Source organism: Salinivibrio sp. HTSP, from assembly GCF_003390965.1.
In the GTDB taxonomy this organism is placed as follows: Bacteria; Pseudomonadota; Gammaproteobacteria; order Enterobacterales; family Vibrionaceae; genus Salinivibrio; species Salinivibrio kushneri.
In genome coordinates, this window is record NZ_PXUD01000006.1 from 13,780 (window position 1) to 32,273 (window position 18,494).

Genomic DNA, 18,494 nt, shown 5'->3' on the forward strand with positions numbered 1-18,494 from the left:
TCACCTGTTTTATGACAGTTTTTCCTGTAAGGCTCGCCGCTCCCGGTCTTTTCGGTACCAGTAAGCTCCCTTGGCTATCATGCGTAATTGTAACACCATGCGCTCGGCCAATTCTGCGCGGGCGTGAGGATCGAGATCAAGCGCTTCCGCGCCCATATTAAAGACCAAGATCACACATGCTTCCGACTGATTGTACGCTTCTTCATAGGTGAGCTGCGTGCGAGATTGTAAATACTCGGTCAACTCAGCAACAAAATGTTGGATTTCTCGAGCCACGGCAGCACGGAATGCCGAAGACGTTCCTGATCGCTCGCGCAAAAGTAGCCGAAACACATTGGGGCTGCTTTCGATAAATTCCATAAAGGTTTCTACCGAGGTACGTACCACACTGCCTTCCGCGGCGATCCGCTGACGCGCCTGACGCATCAGTTGTCGGAGCAATAGTCCGCCCTCGTCGACCATGGTCAACCCCAGCTCATCCATATCTTTGAAGTGACGATAGAAAGAAGTAGGGGCGATTCCCGCCTCACGCGCCACTTCGCGTAGACTGAGGCTAGAAAAACTGCGTTCAGCACTGAGCTGGCTGAACGCCGCATCAATGACAGAACGGCGCGTTTTTTCTTTTTGTTGTGCTCGAATACCCATCGCACTCTACTCATGGTCACCATGGTGTCACTATACGCAATTTTAGCGTTTAAATCAGCCAATCCAGGCAGCGCTCCCCATCGCTATCGCGCGGATTGGAACACAGATTTGGCTGCGAAAGTTAACCTTACGGATAATAAGCGTTAAACTGGTCATAAACAGATGTTGCAATAATGAAAATAAGGTCTGAACCCTATGAGCAAGTCAAGCCCTCGCCCGCAAGATCATTTTGACGCTATCGTAATAGGCAGCGGCCCCGGCGGAGAAGGGGCCGCTATGGGCTTATCCAAAGCCGGTAAGCGAGTCGCAGTGATTGAGCGAGAAAGCACCGTTGGCGGTGGTTGTACCCATTGGGGCACCATCCCGTCTAAAGCACTACGCCACACTGTCAGCCGGATCATTGAATTCAATCAAAGCCCTATCTACACCCAAAACAGTAAGAGTATTCACAGTACCTTTTCTCAAATACTCAGCCATGCCGAGTCTGTGATAGGTAAACAAACCCGCATGCGCCAAGGGTTCTATGACCGCAACCAGTGTACCCTGCTCCATGGCAACGCTGAGTTTGTCGATGCGCATACCTTAACCGTGCATCATAGTGATGGCAGCGCTGATACTTACACCGCCGATCACTTTGTGATTGCCACCGGCTCTCGCCCTTATCAGCCTGCCGATGTGGATTTTTCTCACCCACGCATCTACGACAGTGATTCCATTTTGTCGTTAGCCCATGATCCGCGCCATGTGATGATTTATGGGGCAGGCGTGATTGGCAGTGAATATGCGTCTATCTTCCGCGGGCTCGGGGTCAAAGTGGATTTAATCAATACCCGTGACCGCTTGCTGTCATTTTTGGACAATGAAATCTCTGATGCTTTGTCTTATCACTTTGGCAGTAGCGGTGTCATGATCCGCAATGATGAGACCTATGAGCGCATTGAGGGCACGGATGATGGCGTGATTGTGCACCTTGAGTCAGGCAAAAAAATGAAAGCAGATTGTCTGCTCTATGCCAATGGCCGCGCAGGCAATACCGATAAACTCAATTTGTCCTCAGTCGGCCTGACGCCTAACTCGCGTGGGCAGCTCGACGTTGATAGCGAAAGCTATGCAACAGACGTGGGCCATATTTATGCGGTCGGTGATGTGATTGGTTATCCTAGCCTTGCCAGTGCCGCTTATGATCAAGGGCGCGTGGTGGCCGAAGCCATTTGCCAAGGCAACGCCAATGTGCGCTTGATTGAACACATCCCCACGGGGATCTATACCATTCCAGAAATCAGTTCGGTGGGTAAAACCGAGCAAGAACTCACCGCGGAAAAAGTACCCTATGAGGTCGGACGGTCTTTGTTCCAACATCTCGCACGCGCGCAAATTGCGGGGATGGATGTCGGTAGTTTAAAAATCCTTTTCCACCGCGATACCCGCGAGATATTAGGCATTCACTGCTTTGGTGAACGCGCTTCGGAAATCATTCATATCGGCCAAGCGATTTTTGAGCAAAAAGGCGAAGGGAATACCATCGACTATTTTGTGAATACCACCTTCAACTACCCGACCATGGCCGAAGCTTACCGGGTGGCGGCGCTTAATGGCTTAAATCGCTTGTTCTGAACGGTAATCAAGAAAACGGCACCTGACGGTGCCGTCAATCATTACGATGCCCGCAGTATCGACGACCACGCGAGCGACTCATCCCCTAACACAATAAAGTTAGGGTTCTGTAATGAGTCCCGTTCGTTGTAAGACAAGGCCCCTAGCTCGGTGCTCAGAATACGTCCACCCGCTTGCTCGACAATGCACTGCGTCGCCGCCGTGTCCCACTCCCCTGTGGGGCCCAAGCGCAAATAACAATCGACTGCGCCTTCTGCGACCAAGCAGGCTTTGAGTGCCGCCGAACCTAACGGCACCAAATCATAATTAATTTCAGGTGCCAGCTTTTCGGTGACCGCATGAATATCTTGGCGACGGCTAATAGCGATTGAGATTGATGTGAGCGTCTCTTCTCGCTTCATTGTCGAGATGCGATGCATTTCGCCATCTGGGGTTATTTTCCAGGCCCCTTTGTCTTGGCAAGCATAATAGGTCACCCCGGAGACGGGCGCATACACCACGCCCATCACGGGATGGTTGTCCTCCACCAGCGCGATAATAGTGGCAAAGTCACCGCTGCCCGCAATGAACTCTTGGGTACCGTCTAGCGGGTCAATCAACCAATAGCGCTGCCATTGCTGACGGTCGCTTAATGGCACACCACAGTCTTCTTCCGATAACACGGGGATGTCTGGCGTCAACGCGGTGAGCTTTTCCGTGATCAGCTTATGTGCCGCTAAATCAGCACTGGTCACTGGGGTTTGGTCACTTTTGGTGATCGCTTCAAAATCACCGTCTTGGTAAATATCTAAAATAACCTGACCCGCAGAGCGAGCAATCTCAATTACCTCGGGCAACAACTCAGGCAGTGCCATGCCTCACCTCTCAGATTGTAAGTACTTCAGCGCCATCATTAATGCGGTGATACTGCGCGCTTCACAGAAATCACCGTGGGTGAGTAACTCTTCCGCTTGGGCAAGTGGCCAACGAATGATCTCAAGCGGTTCAGGCTCATCCCCTTCTAGGCTTTCTGGATACAAATCACGTGCCAACATCAGTGTCATCCGGCTGGAAAAGTACGACGGTGCCAGAACAACCTCTTTCAGTGGCACTAGCTCACGGGCACCTTGGCCGATTTCCTCTTTCAGCTCCCGCACCGCCGCTTGTTCGGGCGCTTCACCCAGGTCAATCAGTCCTTTGGGAAAGCCCAGCTCATACCGTTCTGTGCCTGCGGCATATTCGCGTACCAGTAAGAGATCGCCCGATTCGGTCACCGGCACCATCATCACGGCATTACGCCCCGACGGTTTCATCCGCTCATAGGTACGCTCGACGCCATTGCTAAAAATCAGCTCTAGCGACTCCACTTTAAACAAGCGAGAAGCGGCGACCACCTGCTTAGACTGAATGTGAGGAAATTTACGCTGCGTCATATCGTGATTTGCCACCCTTTTTGATAAGCCTATCAGGCCTTGTTAGCCGCGAAAAGAAAAGCGATAGCGTCCTTGATTATCCGGTGCGCCTAACCAAGAGAGAGGTGCTTTCATTGGCTCAGGATAGGCTGGCCCCGGCTTCAGCCATCCTGACACAGAGTATCGCCCAGACGGTGTAATTGACAATGAAAACTTATTACTCAACGACGGGGAATCACCTTGCCCCCGCGCCGCGACACCTTGGCCGTCACAGGCGAGAGAAGCACGCAATGGGATATCATTGAGCCGCCCCGAGGGCAGGGTTAGCCCGGCCTGCTGCCACTGAATCTGTCCCGCTAACTGCTGACACCCTGACTCTGCCAACACCGCCTCGCGCACAATCACATCCAGTCGGCCATCAATAGACACACTCGGCGGCAAGGCCACCGAACGAGTCAGCAGGTGCGCCGGGGCAGAGAGCAAGGTTTGAGAAAGCGTTAGCTCGGTGCCATTAAAGCCCACCACGCCTTTTCCGCTGAGACCTTGCGGGCCTTTAACCTTGATGGCCGTTTCCAGTGTGGCGCGGGTCAATAACCGATGCCAATGGAGATCCCATTGTACTGGGCCGACAGCCTGGTCTTGCCAACGAACTTGCCTGACTTGGCCCTGCCAGACAGTGCCATGGATACCGCTAAGCTGTAGCTCGGCCGGCAAAGGCGCTAAGCGTAGCAGGATTGCTGGGGCGTGCACTATCGCACTCACAACAAAAACCAACAGACATCCTACTCCTATCAGTATTTTTTTCGCCATGGTTTAACGCTCCAGCTGCAGTCGGTTGACTTTCACCACACCGGCCGTATCGGTCGCTTCAGTGCTTAAGCGAACGACTTGAATCCCGTGTCGCTGCGCCAGTTGCTCTAGCCACCGTAGTAATTGATTAAACGGTAGAGGTTCGAGACCCAATTGCACACTGTCTTCCCCAGGCTGTAACCGTGTAATGGTCAGATTGAACTCACCCGCACTGGCCGCGATCACTTGGTTAAGCGGTTGGTTTCGACTGGCCACCACTTGGCGACTGTGTCCAGACTGTGAGCGCAGTTGCATAATATGATTGCGTTTTTGTTGCAGCTCACGGTAAATCTTTCGCTCACTGATCACGGCAGTCCGTGCCTGATCAGCTTGTGTCTGTATCGGCACCACAATGCCCCAATAAAGCACACTTAACAGCAACACACCGCCGGCAACCAACAAAAGCCGCTGCTCGCGCACGCTGATCGACTGCCACTGTGCCTGAATACGTGCGATCATGATTGGCTCCTTAGGGTAAATTCACCGCTGACCGTCTCACCACTGCGATTAAGCTGCCCCAAGTCTGTCGCATAATGCTCACTCAAGGCTGCACGTAAGCGTTCAAATTGGGCGAAATCATTGCCGGTTGCTCGCAGTATCAAGGCGTCGCGACTGGCTTGATAACGCAGTGCCTGAAGCTCGATACCGGGCACCTCTGTGAGTAGGGGGGCTAACTGCGCCAACCAAGGTAAAAGCGCCGCATCATGTTGTTGGTTTTCCAACCGCGCGATCTCTGCATCCATTTGCCGCACCATGTATGAGCGCGTCGGGATCCGCTCATACTGCGGCAGGGTTTGACGAAACAGGGCTTCGCTTTGCGTCCGTAGGGCCTGAGCTTGCTGCTGGGTATCACGAATCGCCAGCCATTGCTCGACACCAAGCAAACCAGCGATAGCGACCAATAAACACGCGGCAGGTAAAAAGGGTTTAAGTGTCTGCTTGGTTTGACTTTGCGGTCGATAATCTCCGGTTAGTATATTGGCCGTCACCGAGTGGCTGTGCGTGGCCAACACGTGCAGCGCCGCCTCTGTATGCCACTCACATTGAAACGGTAAGGCATGAAAGGGATTGGACGCTTGCCGATCACTTTCACCGTAAGCGTCAATGCTAAGAGCACGAGTCTGCTCAGGCGTGTTACTGTCCGCCTGCGATTGCTGCTGTCGCCACCAAGTCTGTCCCCAAAAGGTGAGCCAGTCCGCCGAGCCTACCACGCCTTGATTGGCCCCCAAACGGCACAACCACTGTTCACCCAATGCCAACAGTGATAATGACTCGGGTTGCCAAGGTATACACAGCACATCGGGGATCCACTGCCGTGCACTTATCCCGGCTTCGTCCAACGCTTGTTGCCAAGCTTGCATTTGCTGATGCGCCACCACGGCCACCTGTGCCGTGTCTGCCTGGGTGTCAACAATACTCACGTGTACCGCTTCCACCTCTTCCGCCAAGGCTTCCTCGAGTAAGTAAGGCACCACCTTGTCGCGCTGGCGCCGAGATCCAGGGGGCAATGTCACCGAGGTTAATGTTAACCAAGTGCTGTCCACCAACACCACCACGGGTCGTGTTTGTGCTTGCTCGGTTAACGCTGACAGTTGCTGACAACAGCCGCTATCCACCACCTGGTTATCACTGGCACGAACCTGCGCCCAATAAACGGGCTGGCTGGCATCACTGATCCTTATTATCAGTCGCTCGCTCACGCATTCCTCCGAACCGACGGCGTACAATGGAAACCTCGCCCTCGTCTTGATAGTGCAATAGTGCCTGGATGTGACGTTGGGCAGAGGCCACCTGCACATCGGCTTGTAATAAAAAGAACTCGCTGGTCACGCTGAGATGGGACACGACTCGCTCTCGCTCGGCGTCATCAAACTCGGGGAGACTCAAGGTGTCGATAAACGCGGCGACACTTTTCCACCCTGCCTCAGGCCGCTGCGCAATCACTTGCTGGGCTTGTTCCACCGGTAACGCGGAGGTAAACAATGCAGAAAGCAAAGGCGCTTGCTTCTCGGTTAAGGTATTCACATTGACCTTAAGCTCAGCGCTAGGCAACGCGCAAAGCTGGGGCGAGGCGCGCCGAAACACGTCACCATTCACCCCACGCACCGCACGCCACTCACTCACATCGGCCAGCAACGCATCCGCCGTCACATACGCAGGCTGGACGCTTTCATAGTGCGCGTCTTCTGCCCCGAGCGACTGATCCAGCTGATTGTTTTCATCAATAAAATCACGGCTTGCTTGCGCGATAACATCCGCTTGATAGCTATCTTCCACATACTGTCCCACCAGCGCCCGCAACACAGTGACCTCATAGGGTGTCGCCCCACCCACTTTGACGCCGCGCAACTGTAAACTATTAAGGTTAAAACAGGCGCTTGCATCTTGTAAGTGCCCACTTACTTTCCCGCCATCCAGCGGAAAGGTTCGAGCCGGCTCTGCCCAGGCCTGACTTAAATTCACCGTATCACTGCCTGCTAAGCTCTCACGCAATACCGATGCCGCCAACCCCTCAACCGCATTGCCAAACCAGTAGGCTTGCTGAAAATGCAGCTGGTTTTCAGCGCGATGATAGTTGGTGTATAACCGCGACGCCATGCTCCCGGCAATCGCGGTCATCAGCGCCATGATCATCATCACCACTAAAAGGGCCGCGCCTCGCTGCCGACTCATTGCGCCTCCCGCTGCAAGGGAGCCGGCAAGGTTTGCCCAGCCACGAGATAAGTGCGTACTAACTGGCCATAGCGTGGGTGGGTAAAGCGCACTTGAACCGCTTTCGGTAATGCGTGTTTAGTATCGAAACCGTCCTGCCAACCCTGTTTGACGTAGAAGCGAAAGGTCAAGTCATCAATATCACTGAGCAGCGTCGCCACCGCGGGCTCATCGCTCGCCGCTTGGTCAGGGTAACGCCAGCGCAAGCGCTCAAGCTTGCCCTCGCGCTGACGGTACCCGACCGCCACCACTTCACCACGCGGAAAGCGCATTTGTGGGTTAATCCAGCCGGTGCGGGTAAAGCGCACGCCCATTGCGTCACTTTGCAGCACGTCAGAGCCAGCCATTAGCAGCTGCTCTGTTGGCGCTTGTCCTTCGACCCGCTGACGTCTTGCCGCCATTTGCCGAAAGTCACTGTCCATGATCACCAACGCGCGCTGCAGTTGCTGTAAGGTCTCCCCCACCTGCTGAGACTGCTCATCACTGCGCTGCACAGTTTGCAGCACCTGGTAGGCGGTCAAACTAATGCTGGCGAATACCACCAACGCCAACAACACTTCCAATAAGGTAAATCCTCGTTCAACGCGTGGCGACATAGGTCCTCACGGTCACCAACGGGTGATCGGTCTCTGCGGCGGCAGCCACTGACATATCAACCGCACGCAACTGGCCGGTTTCTGTGGCGACTGGCGCCAACTGCCATTGCCATTGTTGCCCCGCCATCTCAGTCGTGCCTTGCGTCGCTTTATCTGGCACTTTAGCGCTGAGCACCACCTCGGCCAGCTGGTTATCCGCCACCATAGCGGCTAAGGTTTTTTGTTCTAAGCGACTCAGTGAGCGGGTGTGTTGCCCCGTGGCTTTCATCACACTCAGCGCCGCCACGGCAAAGATCGCTACCGCGACTAAGACCTCAAGCAAAGTCATTCCCTGTTGTGAGTTAGCGCGCACTAACATCATCACCCTCTCCTGCACGCTGCCAGGTAAACTGCGCCAGTTCATTGGCTTTGAGCTGCCAGACCGCACGGCCATCTGTTTCAATCATCAGGGTAAACGGCGTCAGCTCACCGTTGGGCAGTAGCCAGATTTGCGGTGGCGCCACCGTCTGCTCATCGTCCTCGTCAAACAAATCCTCAAACAGCGGCTTATCCTCGAACAACCTGTCTTGTTGCTGCCAACCAAAGCCATCCATGGTTAAGACAAAGCGGCTTTGCTCGGGCAAACGCCCTTGGGTCGCCCAGCGGTCACTGCTGACTGGTTGCCATTGTTCTTGTCCCAACACTAAAAGTTGATAGCGCTGTTGCTCGATACGCACGCCATAGGTACGCCCTTCCAACCAGCTTTGCTCTGCCCACAGCTTCATCCGCTGATACAGTGCTTGACCGGCTTCTTGGGTACGGGTGTCGGCCGGTTCAGGCCACACCATGATCACGCCCGAGGCGCTCACCGCAACGATGACCACCACCAGCAAGATCTCGAGTAACGTAAAGCCGGCTGCTTGGCGCATGTTTATTGCAGCTCGTTGAGGTTCCAGTTACCAATGTCTTGGTTAACCCCTTCCCCGCCTTCTTGACCATCAGCGCCTAGAGAAAAGATATCGACCACTCCGTGCTCGCCTGGGCTGACATAGCGATAATCGTTATTCCATGGGTCTTGCGGTAAACGCTTGATGTAGCCTTGTGCCGGATAATTGCGGGGCACCGGCTCACTTTGCGGCTGGGTCACTAGCGCGTCTAAGCCTTGGTCGGTAGTGGGATACTGGTTGTTATCCAGTTTGTACATATCCAGCGCATTTTCGAGCGCGCTGACATCCGCCACCGCTTTTTTCACCGCGGCTTTGTCTTTGTTGCCCAGTAAGTTAGGGGCAACAAAACTGGCGAGTAACCCAATAATCACCACCACCACCATGATCTCGAGCAGGGTGAAACCTTGTTGACGACGCATCGCTTTCTCCTTGTTTAAATTATTCAAATCACAAACCCACCATGTCGTTCATGGCAATGATTGGCATCAAGGTGGCCACCACAATAAAAAGCACTAATCCGGCCATCAGTACAATCATTAACGGGCCAAATATCCCTAAGGCAACATTCACTTGCGCCTCAAAATCTTTGTCTTGGTTGTCGGCTGCGCGTGAGAGCATCGGCTCCAATTCTCCACTGCGCTCGCCGCTAGCAATCATATGCAGCATCATCGGCGGAAACAGCCCGGATTGGTCAAGCGCAACACGCAAACTGGCCCCCTCACGCACTTTATCGGCGGCCTCTAATACCCGTTTGCGCACATACTGGTTAGTGATCACTTGCGCGGCAACCTTCATTCCGTCCAACAAGGGGATCGCACTGGCGGTGCAAATCGCTAAGGTACGAGCAAAACGCGATGTATTGAGGCCGCGAGCAACACGGCCAAGAATGGGCAGAGAAAGCTTTTGCTTATCCCAAGCCAAGCGCCTTTGCGTGTCTTTCAATAACCAACGAATACCCATACTGACAAGGGCTAGCCCACTGACTACCCACACGCCCCACTGGGTAATAAAGTCACTGGCGTTTAAGAGAAACTGAGTTGATGCGGGCAGTGATTGCCCGGTTTGGACAAATTGACCGACGATATCAGGCACCACGGTGGCCAACAGGAAGGCGACAATCAACACCGAAAAAAAGGTCAAAATCGCCGGGTACAGCATGGCTTGCAGCAAGGTCGCTTGAATGCGTTGACGGTTTTCCACATAGTCAGCCAGCCGCTCAAGCACAGTGCCCAAATGGCCCGCTTTTTCACCCGCCGAAATCATCGCCCGGTAGAGTTCATCGAACACCTGCGGGTAGTCCGCCAAGGCATCGGCGAGTGTATACCCTTCCATCACTCGCGCGCGCACACTGGTCATCATGCTGCCAATTCGCGGTTTCTCGGCCTGCTCTGCCACCGCTTTTAAGCACTCCTCCAGAGGCATCGCCGCCTCAATCAAGGTCGCCAACTGACGGGTGATTAGCGATAGCTCCTGGGTGCTAATACCGCGTCCGCGCTGACGAAAAAGTGGTTGAGAGGCCGTGCTTTTTTGTGTCGCACGCTGACGGGTCGTGGCCTGGACCTCGAGAGGAGTAAAGCCCTTATCGCGCAATTGCTGTCGCGCTTGACGTGCCGTATCGGCTTCAATCACGCCCTTGCGTTTACGTCCTCGCGCGTCCAGTGCTTGGTAGTCAAAGGCAGCCATTAACTCTCCTTGGTCACTCGCATCACTTCTTCCAGGGTGGTTTCCCCGTTCAGCACTTTGGCCAAGCCGTCATAGCGAATGCTGGGGCTTTGCGCTCGCACGGCTTCCTCGATGGCATGCTCACCGGCATCATGATGAATCAGCGCTTGTACCTTCTCATCCACGGTCAACAGTTCATGGATCCCGGTGCGGCCGCGATAGCCTTTTTGGTGGCAATGCTCACAACCACTGGGTTTATAAAAGGTGATGGAATCGCCTTGATCAGCAAGCCCCACATCCACAAACAATTGTTGCTGCGTGTCGTCGGCTTGATAGGGCACACGGCAGTGTTCACACAGCGTACGAACCAAGCGCTGTGCTAATACCCCGAGTAACGATGATGAAAGCAAGAAAGGCTCAATCCCCATATCGCGCAAGCGGGTCACCGCCCCTATCGCGGTGTTGGTATGTAATGTGGACATCACCAAATGGCCGGTCAGGGAGGCTTGAACTGCAATTTGAGCGGTTTCTAAGTCGCGAATTTCCCCCACCATTACCACGTCAGGATCTTGGCGCAACATCGCACGCAGCCCTCTCGCGAAGGTCATATCGACTTTGGGGTTTACCTGAGTTTGCCCGATCCCGGCCAGATCGAACTCGATCGGATCTTCAACGGTGAGAATATTACGATCCTCACTGTTAATGGTTTGTAACCCAGCATATAGGGTGGTGGATTTCCCCGACCCGGTCGGCCCAGTAACCAACAAAATACCATGAGGCTTGTGAATAAGCGCTCGGAACCCTTGGTGAAGGTCAGGCGCCATACCTAGCTGGGCTAAGTCAAGCTGGACCGCATGCTTATCGAGTAAACGCATGACCACGCGCTCGCCATGGGAGGAGGGCATGGTCGACACCCTGACATCCACCGCACGACCACCAATACGGACGGAAATACGGCCATCTTGCGGTACGCGTTTTTCGGCAATATCCAGCTTGGCCATCACTTTCACTCGAGAGACTAACAGCGGTGCCAGTTTGCGACTCGGCGAGAGCACTTCTCGTAACACCCCATCGACGCGGAAGCGAATCGATAACGCATGCTCAAAGGTTTCAATATGGATATCAGACGCACTTTCTTTGATCGCTTCCCCCATCATCGCGTTGATGAGCTTGATGATCGGCGCATCATCTTCCGATTCCAGCAGGTCTTCGCTTTGTGGCAATTCCTCCGCGAGAGAGAAAAAATCATCACTGTCTGCATCAGCGCCAATATCCGCCATTAACTGTTGGGCATCGGCGCTATCACGTTGATACAAACGGGTGAGGTGTTGGTCAAAGTCACTGTCCGAGACGATTTCAGGTGCTAAGCTACCCCCTAACACCCGTTGTACTTCTGCTAAGGTCTCTGGCGTTACGGAGGACAAGCACAGCAAGCGCGCGCGCTCGCTACCCTCAGTGTCATTGAGTAATATCACCCCATGACGACGGGCAAAGCCAAACGGTAATTGCCAAGCAGCGTTTGGATCTCGGCTGAGCTCTGCCGCGCGCTCGCTCATCCTGCTAGCTCCGCTTTTAGCGCGCGTACCTCGGCAGGCATCACCGCCTCGCTGTTGTAGTCCGGCAGCACCGGTTTCTCAGCGTCGGGCATTAGCTTCACACCCTCTTGGGCGCGCTGTAATTGCTCGGCGCGGATATAATTGTATTTACGCTGCGTCACACCATCCGCGGTCAAACCAGTACGGATAATGGTCGGCTTAATAAACAGCATCAGGTTTTTCTTTTCGGTTTCGGTCGAGGTCGACTTAAACAAATGCCCTAACACGGGAATATCCCCTAATAGTGGCACCTTGGATTCACTTTCGACCGTACGTTCGTCAATCAAACCACTTAGCACAATCATCTGTTGGTCACCCACCATCACAGAGGTGGTCAACTGGCGCTTACCAAAACGCACATCCACTGCGCCACTGGCACCCAATACATTGGACACTTCCTGCTCAATATCCAATAGCACCGCCGAGCCTTCATTGATTTGCGGGGTCACTTTCAGTTTGATGCCCACATCTTTACGCTCAACGGTTTGGAACGGGTTGTCATTGTTCGAGCCCGTTTGCGAGCCGGTGATGACGGGCACTTCTTCCCCCACCACAAACGAGGCTTCTTGGTTATCCAGTACCATCAGATTGGGCGAAGACAGAATATTGGATTCATTGTTCGAGGCCACTGCCGTCACCAAAGCGGTCCAATCGCCCATGACCACGCCAGCCGCCAAGCCATTTAAGCCACCTAAGACTTCATTAAGCGCCGAGTAGTCGCCTGATTCGGTTACTTCGACTGGCGTTTCAACACCGTCGATGACACGCGTTTCCGTGCGCGTTCTATCTTTAGTGGCTTCTTGGCCGCCGAGGTAACTAGAAATGCCGACACCTGTGTTATTAAACTGAATGCCGCCGTTTTCCAGCGAGCCCCACTGTACGCCGAGGTTCGCCCCATCGGTTTCAGACATTTCCACAATCAGCGCTTCAATCAACACTTGTGCGCGGCGAATATCGAGCTGGGAAATCACGCTTTCCAGGGTTTTTAAAATATCGGGCGGGGCGGTAATTACCAGCGAGTTGGTCCCTTGATGCGAGGAGATTTGTACTGCTTGATCATTCACGCTCGGCTTGGCGTTTTTCTCTTTTTCTTTCAGAAGATTATCCGAAACGCCCTGTAATACATCTACCACGTCTTCCGCTTTGGCGTAGCGAAGATAAATCACGCGACTATTGCCCGTGGTCGCCATTTCTTGGTCGAGTTGTTTGATAAGTTCAATCACCCGTTCACGGACTTTAGGCTCACCAGAAACCAACACCGCATTCAGGCGCTCATCGGCGACAATGCGTGGTTCTAATAGCTCAGGGCGGGTGTTAGCGTTGTCACGCTTATTGAGGGTGTCGACAATCCGCACCATTTCCGCGGCTGACGCGTGATCAAGACGCACGACTTCGACTTTTTTATCACCAGCCTGATCGACGCGCTGAATAATATCGGTTAAGCGATTCACCACCGCGGCACGTCCGGTAATCATGATCACATTGGCCGGATCATAGTGCACCACATTTCCCGCCCCGGCATTATTGATAAGCTGACGTAACAGCGGCGACAACTCACGCACCGAGACGTTTTTTACCGCCACTACTCGCGTGACAACTTCATCGCCCACCACGTTATCGGCTTCACCCACCACAGGCACGGGCGACGTTTTGGCATCTTTGTCGCGTACCACCTTGACGACACCGTTATCCATTTCCACCACGGCAAAGCCATATACTTCCAAGACATTGAGGAAAAATTGGTAGTACTGCGCTTCGGTCAACGTGTTGTAGCTACGTACGTTAACTGTGCCTCTCACGGAGGGATCGACAATGATGGTCTTTTCTAGGTTACGGCCCACAATTTCAATAAATTCCTGAATGTCAGTGCCTTTAAATGATGCACTGAATTCCGCCGCGCTCGCCGACAGCCCAGAGAAAAGAAAAGTCACAGCGATGAAATAGGGGATCAGTCGTTGCCTTAAATTCACGTCACGCTCCTACTGCCGCGCGCAGCGGTGGTTGTAATTTATAATTGAATCGAGATGTCATGTTGCTGTCCTTGCCGCTCGACCACCAGATCAAGCGTGCCCTGTTGTTGAATGCGACTGAGAATGTCAGGCAGTGCCACCGAACGACTGAGCTTGAGGCCATTAATCGCAATCGCGATGTCTCCTGGTTGCAACCCAGATTGTTCAAACAACACCGGGTTTTTCCCAGGGGTGAGACGAAAGCCTTTCAGCGCCTTGGCATCCCCCACTTGCGCGAGCTGCACATAATCAAATAGACGCTGAGGATTTTGATTGAGCTGCTGCGCAAGATTGACCGGCCAGTCAGTGCTGGCTCCCTCATGGGGCGTGGGCTTTGGGGGCGCTACCTCCCCTTTTGACGGTGAAAAGACGGTTTGCGGCGTGCTATCCGCCTCTACGCCTGGCATCAACAATGCCTCTCGCCGTGTTCCCTGGCGTAAGATCACCCGATCTGACAACACCTGGTCAATACTGACTTGGGTGCCGTTTACCTGCTCACCCACCCCATAGGTGGCCTGCTGGCCGCGATTGGCGATCACCGCCAACGCGCGGGATGGTTGGTCACTGGCCACCACCCCTACCAAGGTTAATTGCAAGCGTGTTTCCGGCACCTCGCTCACTGCTTGTCGACGCTGCGCCTTCGAGGCTTGATAACGCCCGAAAAGCTGGGCATTGATCACAGATGCAAGAGACAGCCTGTTCCCGGGTGATTGAGAGGTGGACGCTTCGTGCACCACAGGCGACTGCGTAGGAGGCGCAGGCTGATAAAAAGCCCACACCAGACGACCTGCCAACCATGCGAGCACGCAGACCAGGCCAATATTGAGCCAAGGGGCAGCGCGACGCAGTGTTTGTGGCGACAAAGAGAAGCGATTATGTTGGCGTCCTGCCTGAGAGATCATGCCTTTTAAACCAATTTGGGTCACCGTTTATCCATTGATGGCTTTTTTTGCCAGCAAGTTCCATCATTAGATTACGAAAAGCTGGGCATGCTAGCAAAAACGCATTGTGATAGTGAGACTTTTTCAGTCATAGACCGGTATTTTATCGAAGTCATCGACTGGACGGGCAGCGGAACCGCGATGCTGTGATACTGCTCTAAAGTAAATTTTGTGCTAATGTCGCCGATCCAGATTGCGCAGGAGTTGGATGATGAAAAACCACACATCAACGCCTTTGACGGCGGTCAGGTTGGACAAGTGGCTGTGGGCCGCCCGCTTTTACAAAACGCGCTCCGTTGCGCGTAACATGATAGATGGCGGCAAAGTGCAGTACAATGGCCAGCGTGCTAAGCCGAGTAAAATGGTAGAGGTTGGGGCAGAAATCCGCCTTCGCCAAGGCCATGATGAAAAAACCGTCACGGTTATGGCACTTTCAGAGCAGCGACAGGGAGCGCCGATCGCGCAAACTCTGTACCAAGAAACCGAGAGCAGCCTCGCCAAGCGCGAGCACGAGTCAGAAATGCGTCGCTTAAACGCACACAATCCGCGTCCCGATGGGCGACCGGATAAAAAGCAACGCCGAGATATTCGTAAGTTTAAACAAGGCATAGACTAAGGCCGCGATCGCGCCATTGCCGGAGAGAAATTGCATGTCAAACGATCAACTACACCGTTACCTATTTGAAGATGTGTCTGTGCGTGGTGAGCTGGTTAAGCTCGATGACACCTATCAGCGCATACTGGAAAACCAAGATTTCCCGGCACCGGTCAATGCCTTGCTGGGAGAGATGCTTGCCGCGACTAGCTTATTGACCGCGACACTCAAGTTTAACGGCTCAATCACAGTGCAACTGCAAGGCGATGGCCCTGTCTCTCTCGCGGTGATTAATGGGGATCATCACCAACAGCTGCGTGGTACCGCGCGCGTCAAAGGCGACATCAAAGACGATGCGACTTTGCCGGAGATGATGGGGAAAGGCCAACTCATCATCACCATCGAGCCTGTCGACGGTGAACGCTATCAAGGTATTGTCGGTCTGGAATCTGACAGCTTACAAGCCTGTCTTGAAGATTACTTCGCCCGTTCAGAGCAACTGATGACCCGCCTTTGGTTGCGTACGGGTGAGCATGAAGGTAAACCGCATGCGGCGGGGATGATGCTACAGGTGCTCCCCGACGGCAAAGGCGACGAGGGCGATTTTGAACACCTTGCTCAGCTTACCGACACCATCAAAAACGAAGAGCTATTTAGCTTGCCTGCTAAAGATGTGCTGCATCGTTTGTACCACCAGGAAAAAGTCACGCTGTATCCCGCACAAGAGGTGGTATTCAAATGCAGCTGCTCACGTGAGCGCAGTGCCAGCGCCATCGCCGCTATTGAGCGCAGCGAAGTGGATAAAATGGTGGCAGAAATGGGAACCATTCATTTGCATTGCGATTATTGTGGCACAGACTACGCTTTCGATAGTGTTGATGTGGCAGCCATTTTCGAGCAAAACGCGGACTCTTCCTCACAAATGCAATAACAGCGTGCTACATATTTAGCGCTCCGAAGCAAATCCAGCTGACGGAGTTCAAAAGCCAGCATTATGCTGGCTTTTTTCTTATACCTACCCGACTTAACTCACATTTTTTCTCGCATTATTTTTGTACAAACAATAATAGGTCTTTGGGTAGCGCAAACGATTAACTAAGCGTTACCATGTCTATGACATGGCACCTGGTGGTCCGTACCCTACAATCAAAATAACCCCAGTGTGCCGTCTTGTATGGAGTCAGTCCCTGAAGTCACATTTTCAGGTTGCTAGCACAAAGACAGTTAACAACATCTTACCCCAAGGAGCACCTATGACTGTCCTGAACGTCGAACCCGAGGTCGCTGACATCGATCTTTCCTGTCATGGTCTGGAAAATGTCAAAGAAGTCATCCGTAACCCCTCTTATGAGCAACTGTTCGAGGAAGAAACCAAACCTGGGCTGGAAGGCTATGAAAAAGGCGTGGTGACCGAGCTCGGCGCGGTGGCGGTAGATACGGGTATTTTTACCGGCCGCTCACCAAAAGATAAATATATCGTCCGCGACGATACCACGCGCGATACCGTCTGGTGGTCTGATCAAGGCAAAAACGACAACAAGCCGATTGACCAAGCAGTATGGAAGGATCTTAAAGCTCTCGTCACTGATCAGTTATCAGGCAAACGCCTGTTTGTGATTGATGGCTATTGCGGTGCCAACCCGAACACTCGTCTGCGTATTCGCGTGATCACCGAGGTAGCCTGGCAAGCGCACTTCGTCAAAAACATGTTTATCCGCCCAACCAAGGAAGAGCTGAAAGACTTTGAGCCCGACTTCGTGGTGATGAACGGTGCCAAATGCGTCAATACCAAATGGCGCGAGCAGGGTCTGAACTCGGAAAACTTTACCGTTTTCAACCTCACCGAACGCATGCAGCTCATCGGCGGCACCTGGTACGGCGGCGAGATGAAAAAAGGCATGTTCGCGATGATGAATTACTTCTTGCCACTGCAAGATATCGCGTCGATGCACTGCTCGGCCAACATGGGTAAAGACGGCGACGTCGCCATCTTCTTTGGTTTATCCGGCACCGGGAAAACCACCCTCTCTACGGATCCCAAACGCCAGCTGATTGGTGATGATGAACACGGCTGGGACGACCATGGTGTGTTTAACTTCGAAGGCGGGTGCTACGCGAAAACCATCAAGCTATCGAAAGAGGCAGAGCCTGATATTTACAACGCCATTCGCCGGGATGCGTTGCTGGAAAACGTCACCGTTCGCGGCAATGGCGCCATCGACTTTGACGATAACACCAAAACAGAAAATACCCGTGTCTCGTATCCGATTTATCACATCGACAATATCGTTAAGCCGGTGTCGAAAGGCGGCCATGCAAACAAGGTGATTTTCTTGTCGGCGGATGCGTTTGGTGTGCTGCCCCCCGTGTCTAAGCTGACCCCAGAGCAAACCAAGTACCACTTCTTGTCAGGGTTTACGGCGAAGCTTGCAGGCACGGAGCGTGGCATTACCGAGCCGACACCTGCGTTTTCTGCCGCCTTTGGTGCCGCCTTCTTGACCTTGCATCCCACCAAGTATGCCGAGGTGTTGGTCAAACGCATGGAAGCCGCCGGCGCGGAAGCCTATTTAGTCAACACGGGCTGGAACGGCTCAGGCAAGCGGATCTCCATCAAAGATACGCGGGCGATCATTGACGCGATTTTAGATGGCTCCATCGAAAAAGCGGAGACCAAGTCAATTCCAATCTTTAATTTGGAAGTGCCCACCTCACTCGACGAAGTGAGCGACGGCATTCTTGACCCGCGTGATACCTATGTCGATCCCCTTCAGTGGGAGAGCAAAGCCAAAGATCTGGCACAGCGCTTTATCGATAACTTTGAAAAATATACCGATACCCCCGAAGGGGCCGCACTGGTCTCAGCGGGTCCCAAGCTAGACTAACCCCCTGCCCCGTATCGTGCGTGCGATACGGGGCCACCTCCCCCACGGTTATACTGGCTAATAGTTGAAGTTACGGC

19 protein-coding genes are annotated in these 18,494 nt (G+C 53.4%); 4 read left to right on the forward strand and 15 right to left on the reverse strand.

Annotated features, from left to right (window positions below; translation table 11 throughout):
- Nucleotides 1-9 precede the first annotated feature (9 nt).
- Nucleotides 10-645, reverse strand: a complete 636-nt coding sequence (gene fabR / locus C7A19_RS01235) for an HTH-type transcriptional repressor FabR (protein ID WP_046074425.1) — start codon at nucleotides 643-645, stop codon at nucleotides 10-12.
- Between the two features lie 195 nt (nucleotides 646-840).
- On the opposite strand from fabR, the gene sthA reads away from it, so the two are divergent.
- A complete protein-coding gene (sthA, locus tag C7A19_RS01240; protein WP_077457353.1) occupies nucleotides 841-2,259 on the forward strand; it encodes a Si-specific NAD(P)(+) transhydrogenase in 1,419 nt (472 codons plus the stop codon).
- A gap of 41 nt (nucleotides 2,260-2,300) precedes the next feature.
- Here sthA and cysQ read toward each other — a convergent pair whose 3' ends face one another.
- Genes cysQ through gspC form a run of 14 tightly spaced genes read right to left on the reverse strand, consistent with a single transcriptional unit; the run spans nucleotide 2,301 to nucleotide 14,925 of the window.
- The gene (gene cysQ, locus C7A19_RS01245; RefSeq protein ID WP_069360814.1) at nucleotides 2,301-3,113 is read right to left on the reverse strand and encodes a 3'(2'),5'-bisphosphate nucleotidase CysQ; all 813 of its coding nucleotides are present in this window, start codon (nucleotides 3,111-3,113) and stop codon (nucleotides 2,301-2,303) included.
- Nucleotides 3,114-3,116: 3 nt separating this feature from the next.
- Nucleotides 3,117-3,671 carry an ADP compounds hydrolase NudE gene (gene nudE, locus C7A19_RS01250; protein WP_116643943.1) on the reverse strand — a complete coding sequence of 185 codons (555 nt, stop codon included), beginning with the start codon at nucleotides 3,669-3,671 and terminating at the stop codon, nucleotides 3,117-3,119.
- Nucleotides 3,672-3,713: 42 nt separating this feature from the next.
- Nucleotides 3,714-4,412: a type II secretion system protein N gene (locus tag C7A19_RS01255; protein WP_162300223.1), complete on the reverse strand. Its 699-nt coding sequence runs from the start codon at nucleotides 4,410-4,412 to the stop codon at nucleotides 3,714-3,716.
- A gap of 51 nt (nucleotides 4,413-4,463) precedes the next feature.
- Nucleotides 4,464-4,958, reverse strand: coding sequence for a type II secretion system protein M (locus C7A19_RS01260; protein ID WP_069360811.1), 495 nt, complete (start codon nucleotides 4,956-4,958; stop codon nucleotides 4,464-4,466).
- Nucleotides 4,955-6,199: a type II secretion system protein GspL gene (gene gspL / locus C7A19_RS01265; RefSeq protein ID WP_162300224.1), complete on the reverse strand. Its 1,245-nt coding sequence runs from the start codon at nucleotides 6,197-6,199 to the stop codon at nucleotides 4,955-4,957. The genes C7A19_RS01260 and gspL overlap by 4 nt, the downstream gene beginning before the upstream one ends.
- On the reverse strand, nucleotides 6,168-7,172 hold the full coding sequence (gspK, locus tag C7A19_RS01270) for a type II secretion system minor pseudopilin GspK (protein ID WP_116643946.1): 1,005 nt from the start codon (nucleotides 7,170-7,172) through the stop codon (nucleotides 6,168-6,170). The genes gspL and gspK overlap by 32 nt, the downstream gene beginning before the upstream one ends.
- Nucleotides 7,169-7,807, reverse strand: coding sequence for a type II secretion system minor pseudopilin GspJ (gene gspJ / locus C7A19_RS01275; RefSeq protein ID WP_077608253.1), 639 nt, complete (start codon nucleotides 7,805-7,807; stop codon nucleotides 7,169-7,171). The genes gspK and gspJ overlap by 4 nt, the downstream gene beginning before the upstream one ends.
- Complete coding sequence (gspI, locus tag C7A19_RS01280) at nucleotides 7,791-8,168, reverse strand: type II secretion system minor pseudopilin GspI (protein WP_235614237.1); 378 nt, start codon at nucleotides 8,166-8,168, stop codon at nucleotides 7,791-7,793. Before gspI ends, gspJ begins: the two co-directional genes overlap by 17 nt.
- Nucleotides 8,149-8,715, reverse strand: coding sequence for a type II secretion system minor pseudopilin GspH (gene gspH / locus C7A19_RS01285; RefSeq protein WP_069360807.1), 567 nt, complete (start codon nucleotides 8,713-8,715; stop codon nucleotides 8,149-8,151). The genes gspI and gspH overlap by 20 nt, the downstream gene beginning before the upstream one ends.
- Before the next feature lie 2 nt (nucleotides 8,716-8,717).
- Nucleotides 8,718-9,152, reverse strand: coding sequence for a type II secretion system major pseudopilin GspG (gspG, locus tag C7A19_RS01290; RefSeq protein ID WP_069360806.1), 435 nt, complete (start codon nucleotides 9,150-9,152; stop codon nucleotides 8,718-8,720).
- A gap of 28 nt (nucleotides 9,153-9,180) precedes the next feature.
- Nucleotides 9,181-10,416, reverse strand: coding sequence for a type II secretion system inner membrane protein GspF (gspF, locus tag C7A19_RS01295; protein ID WP_077659645.1), 1,236 nt, complete (start codon nucleotides 10,414-10,416; stop codon nucleotides 9,181-9,183).
- Nucleotides 10,416-11,951, reverse strand: a complete 1,536-nt coding sequence (gene gspE / locus C7A19_RS01300; protein ID WP_116643947.1) for a type II secretion system ATPase GspE — start codon at nucleotides 11,949-11,951, stop codon at nucleotides 10,416-10,418. The genes gspF and gspE overlap by 1 nt, the downstream gene beginning before the upstream one ends.
- Nucleotides 11,948-13,942 (reverse strand): type II secretion system secretin GspD, encoded by a 1,995-nt coding sequence (gene gspD / locus C7A19_RS01305; RefSeq protein WP_201264051.1) that lies wholly within the window; start codon nucleotides 13,940-13,942, stop codon nucleotides 11,948-11,950. Before gspD ends, gspE begins: the two co-directional genes overlap by 4 nt.
- Before the next feature lie 56 nt (nucleotides 13,943-13,998).
- Nucleotides 13,999-14,925 carry a type II secretion system protein GspC gene (gene gspC, locus C7A19_RS01310; RefSeq protein WP_116643949.1) on the reverse strand — a complete coding sequence of 309 codons (927 nt, stop codon included), beginning with the start codon at nucleotides 14,923-14,925 and terminating at the stop codon, nucleotides 13,999-14,001.
- Between the two features lie 226 nt (nucleotides 14,926-15,151).
- On the opposite strand from gspC, the gene hslR reads away from it, so the two are divergent.
- The 3 genes from hslR (at nucleotide 15,152) to pckA (ending at nucleotide 18,417) form a co-directional block, all read left to right on the forward strand.
- Entirely contained in the window at nucleotides 15,152-15,556 is a 405-nt protein-coding gene (hslR, locus tag C7A19_RS01315; protein ID WP_100297981.1) for a ribosome-associated heat shock protein Hsp15, read from the forward strand.
- 34 nt (nucleotides 15,557-15,590) lie between these two features.
- Nucleotides 15,591-16,466 (forward strand): Hsp33 family molecular chaperone HslO, encoded by an 876-nt coding sequence (gene hslO, locus C7A19_RS01320; RefSeq protein ID WP_069360801.1) that lies wholly within the window; start codon nucleotides 15,591-15,593, stop codon nucleotides 16,464-16,466.
- A gap of 322 nt (nucleotides 16,467-16,788) precedes the next feature.
- Nucleotides 16,789-18,417, forward strand: a complete 1,629-nt coding sequence (pckA, locus tag C7A19_RS01325) for a phosphoenolpyruvate carboxykinase (ATP) (protein WP_116643950.1) — start codon at nucleotides 16,789-16,791, stop codon at nucleotides 18,415-18,417.
- Nucleotides 18,418-18,494 lie beyond the last annotated feature (77 nt).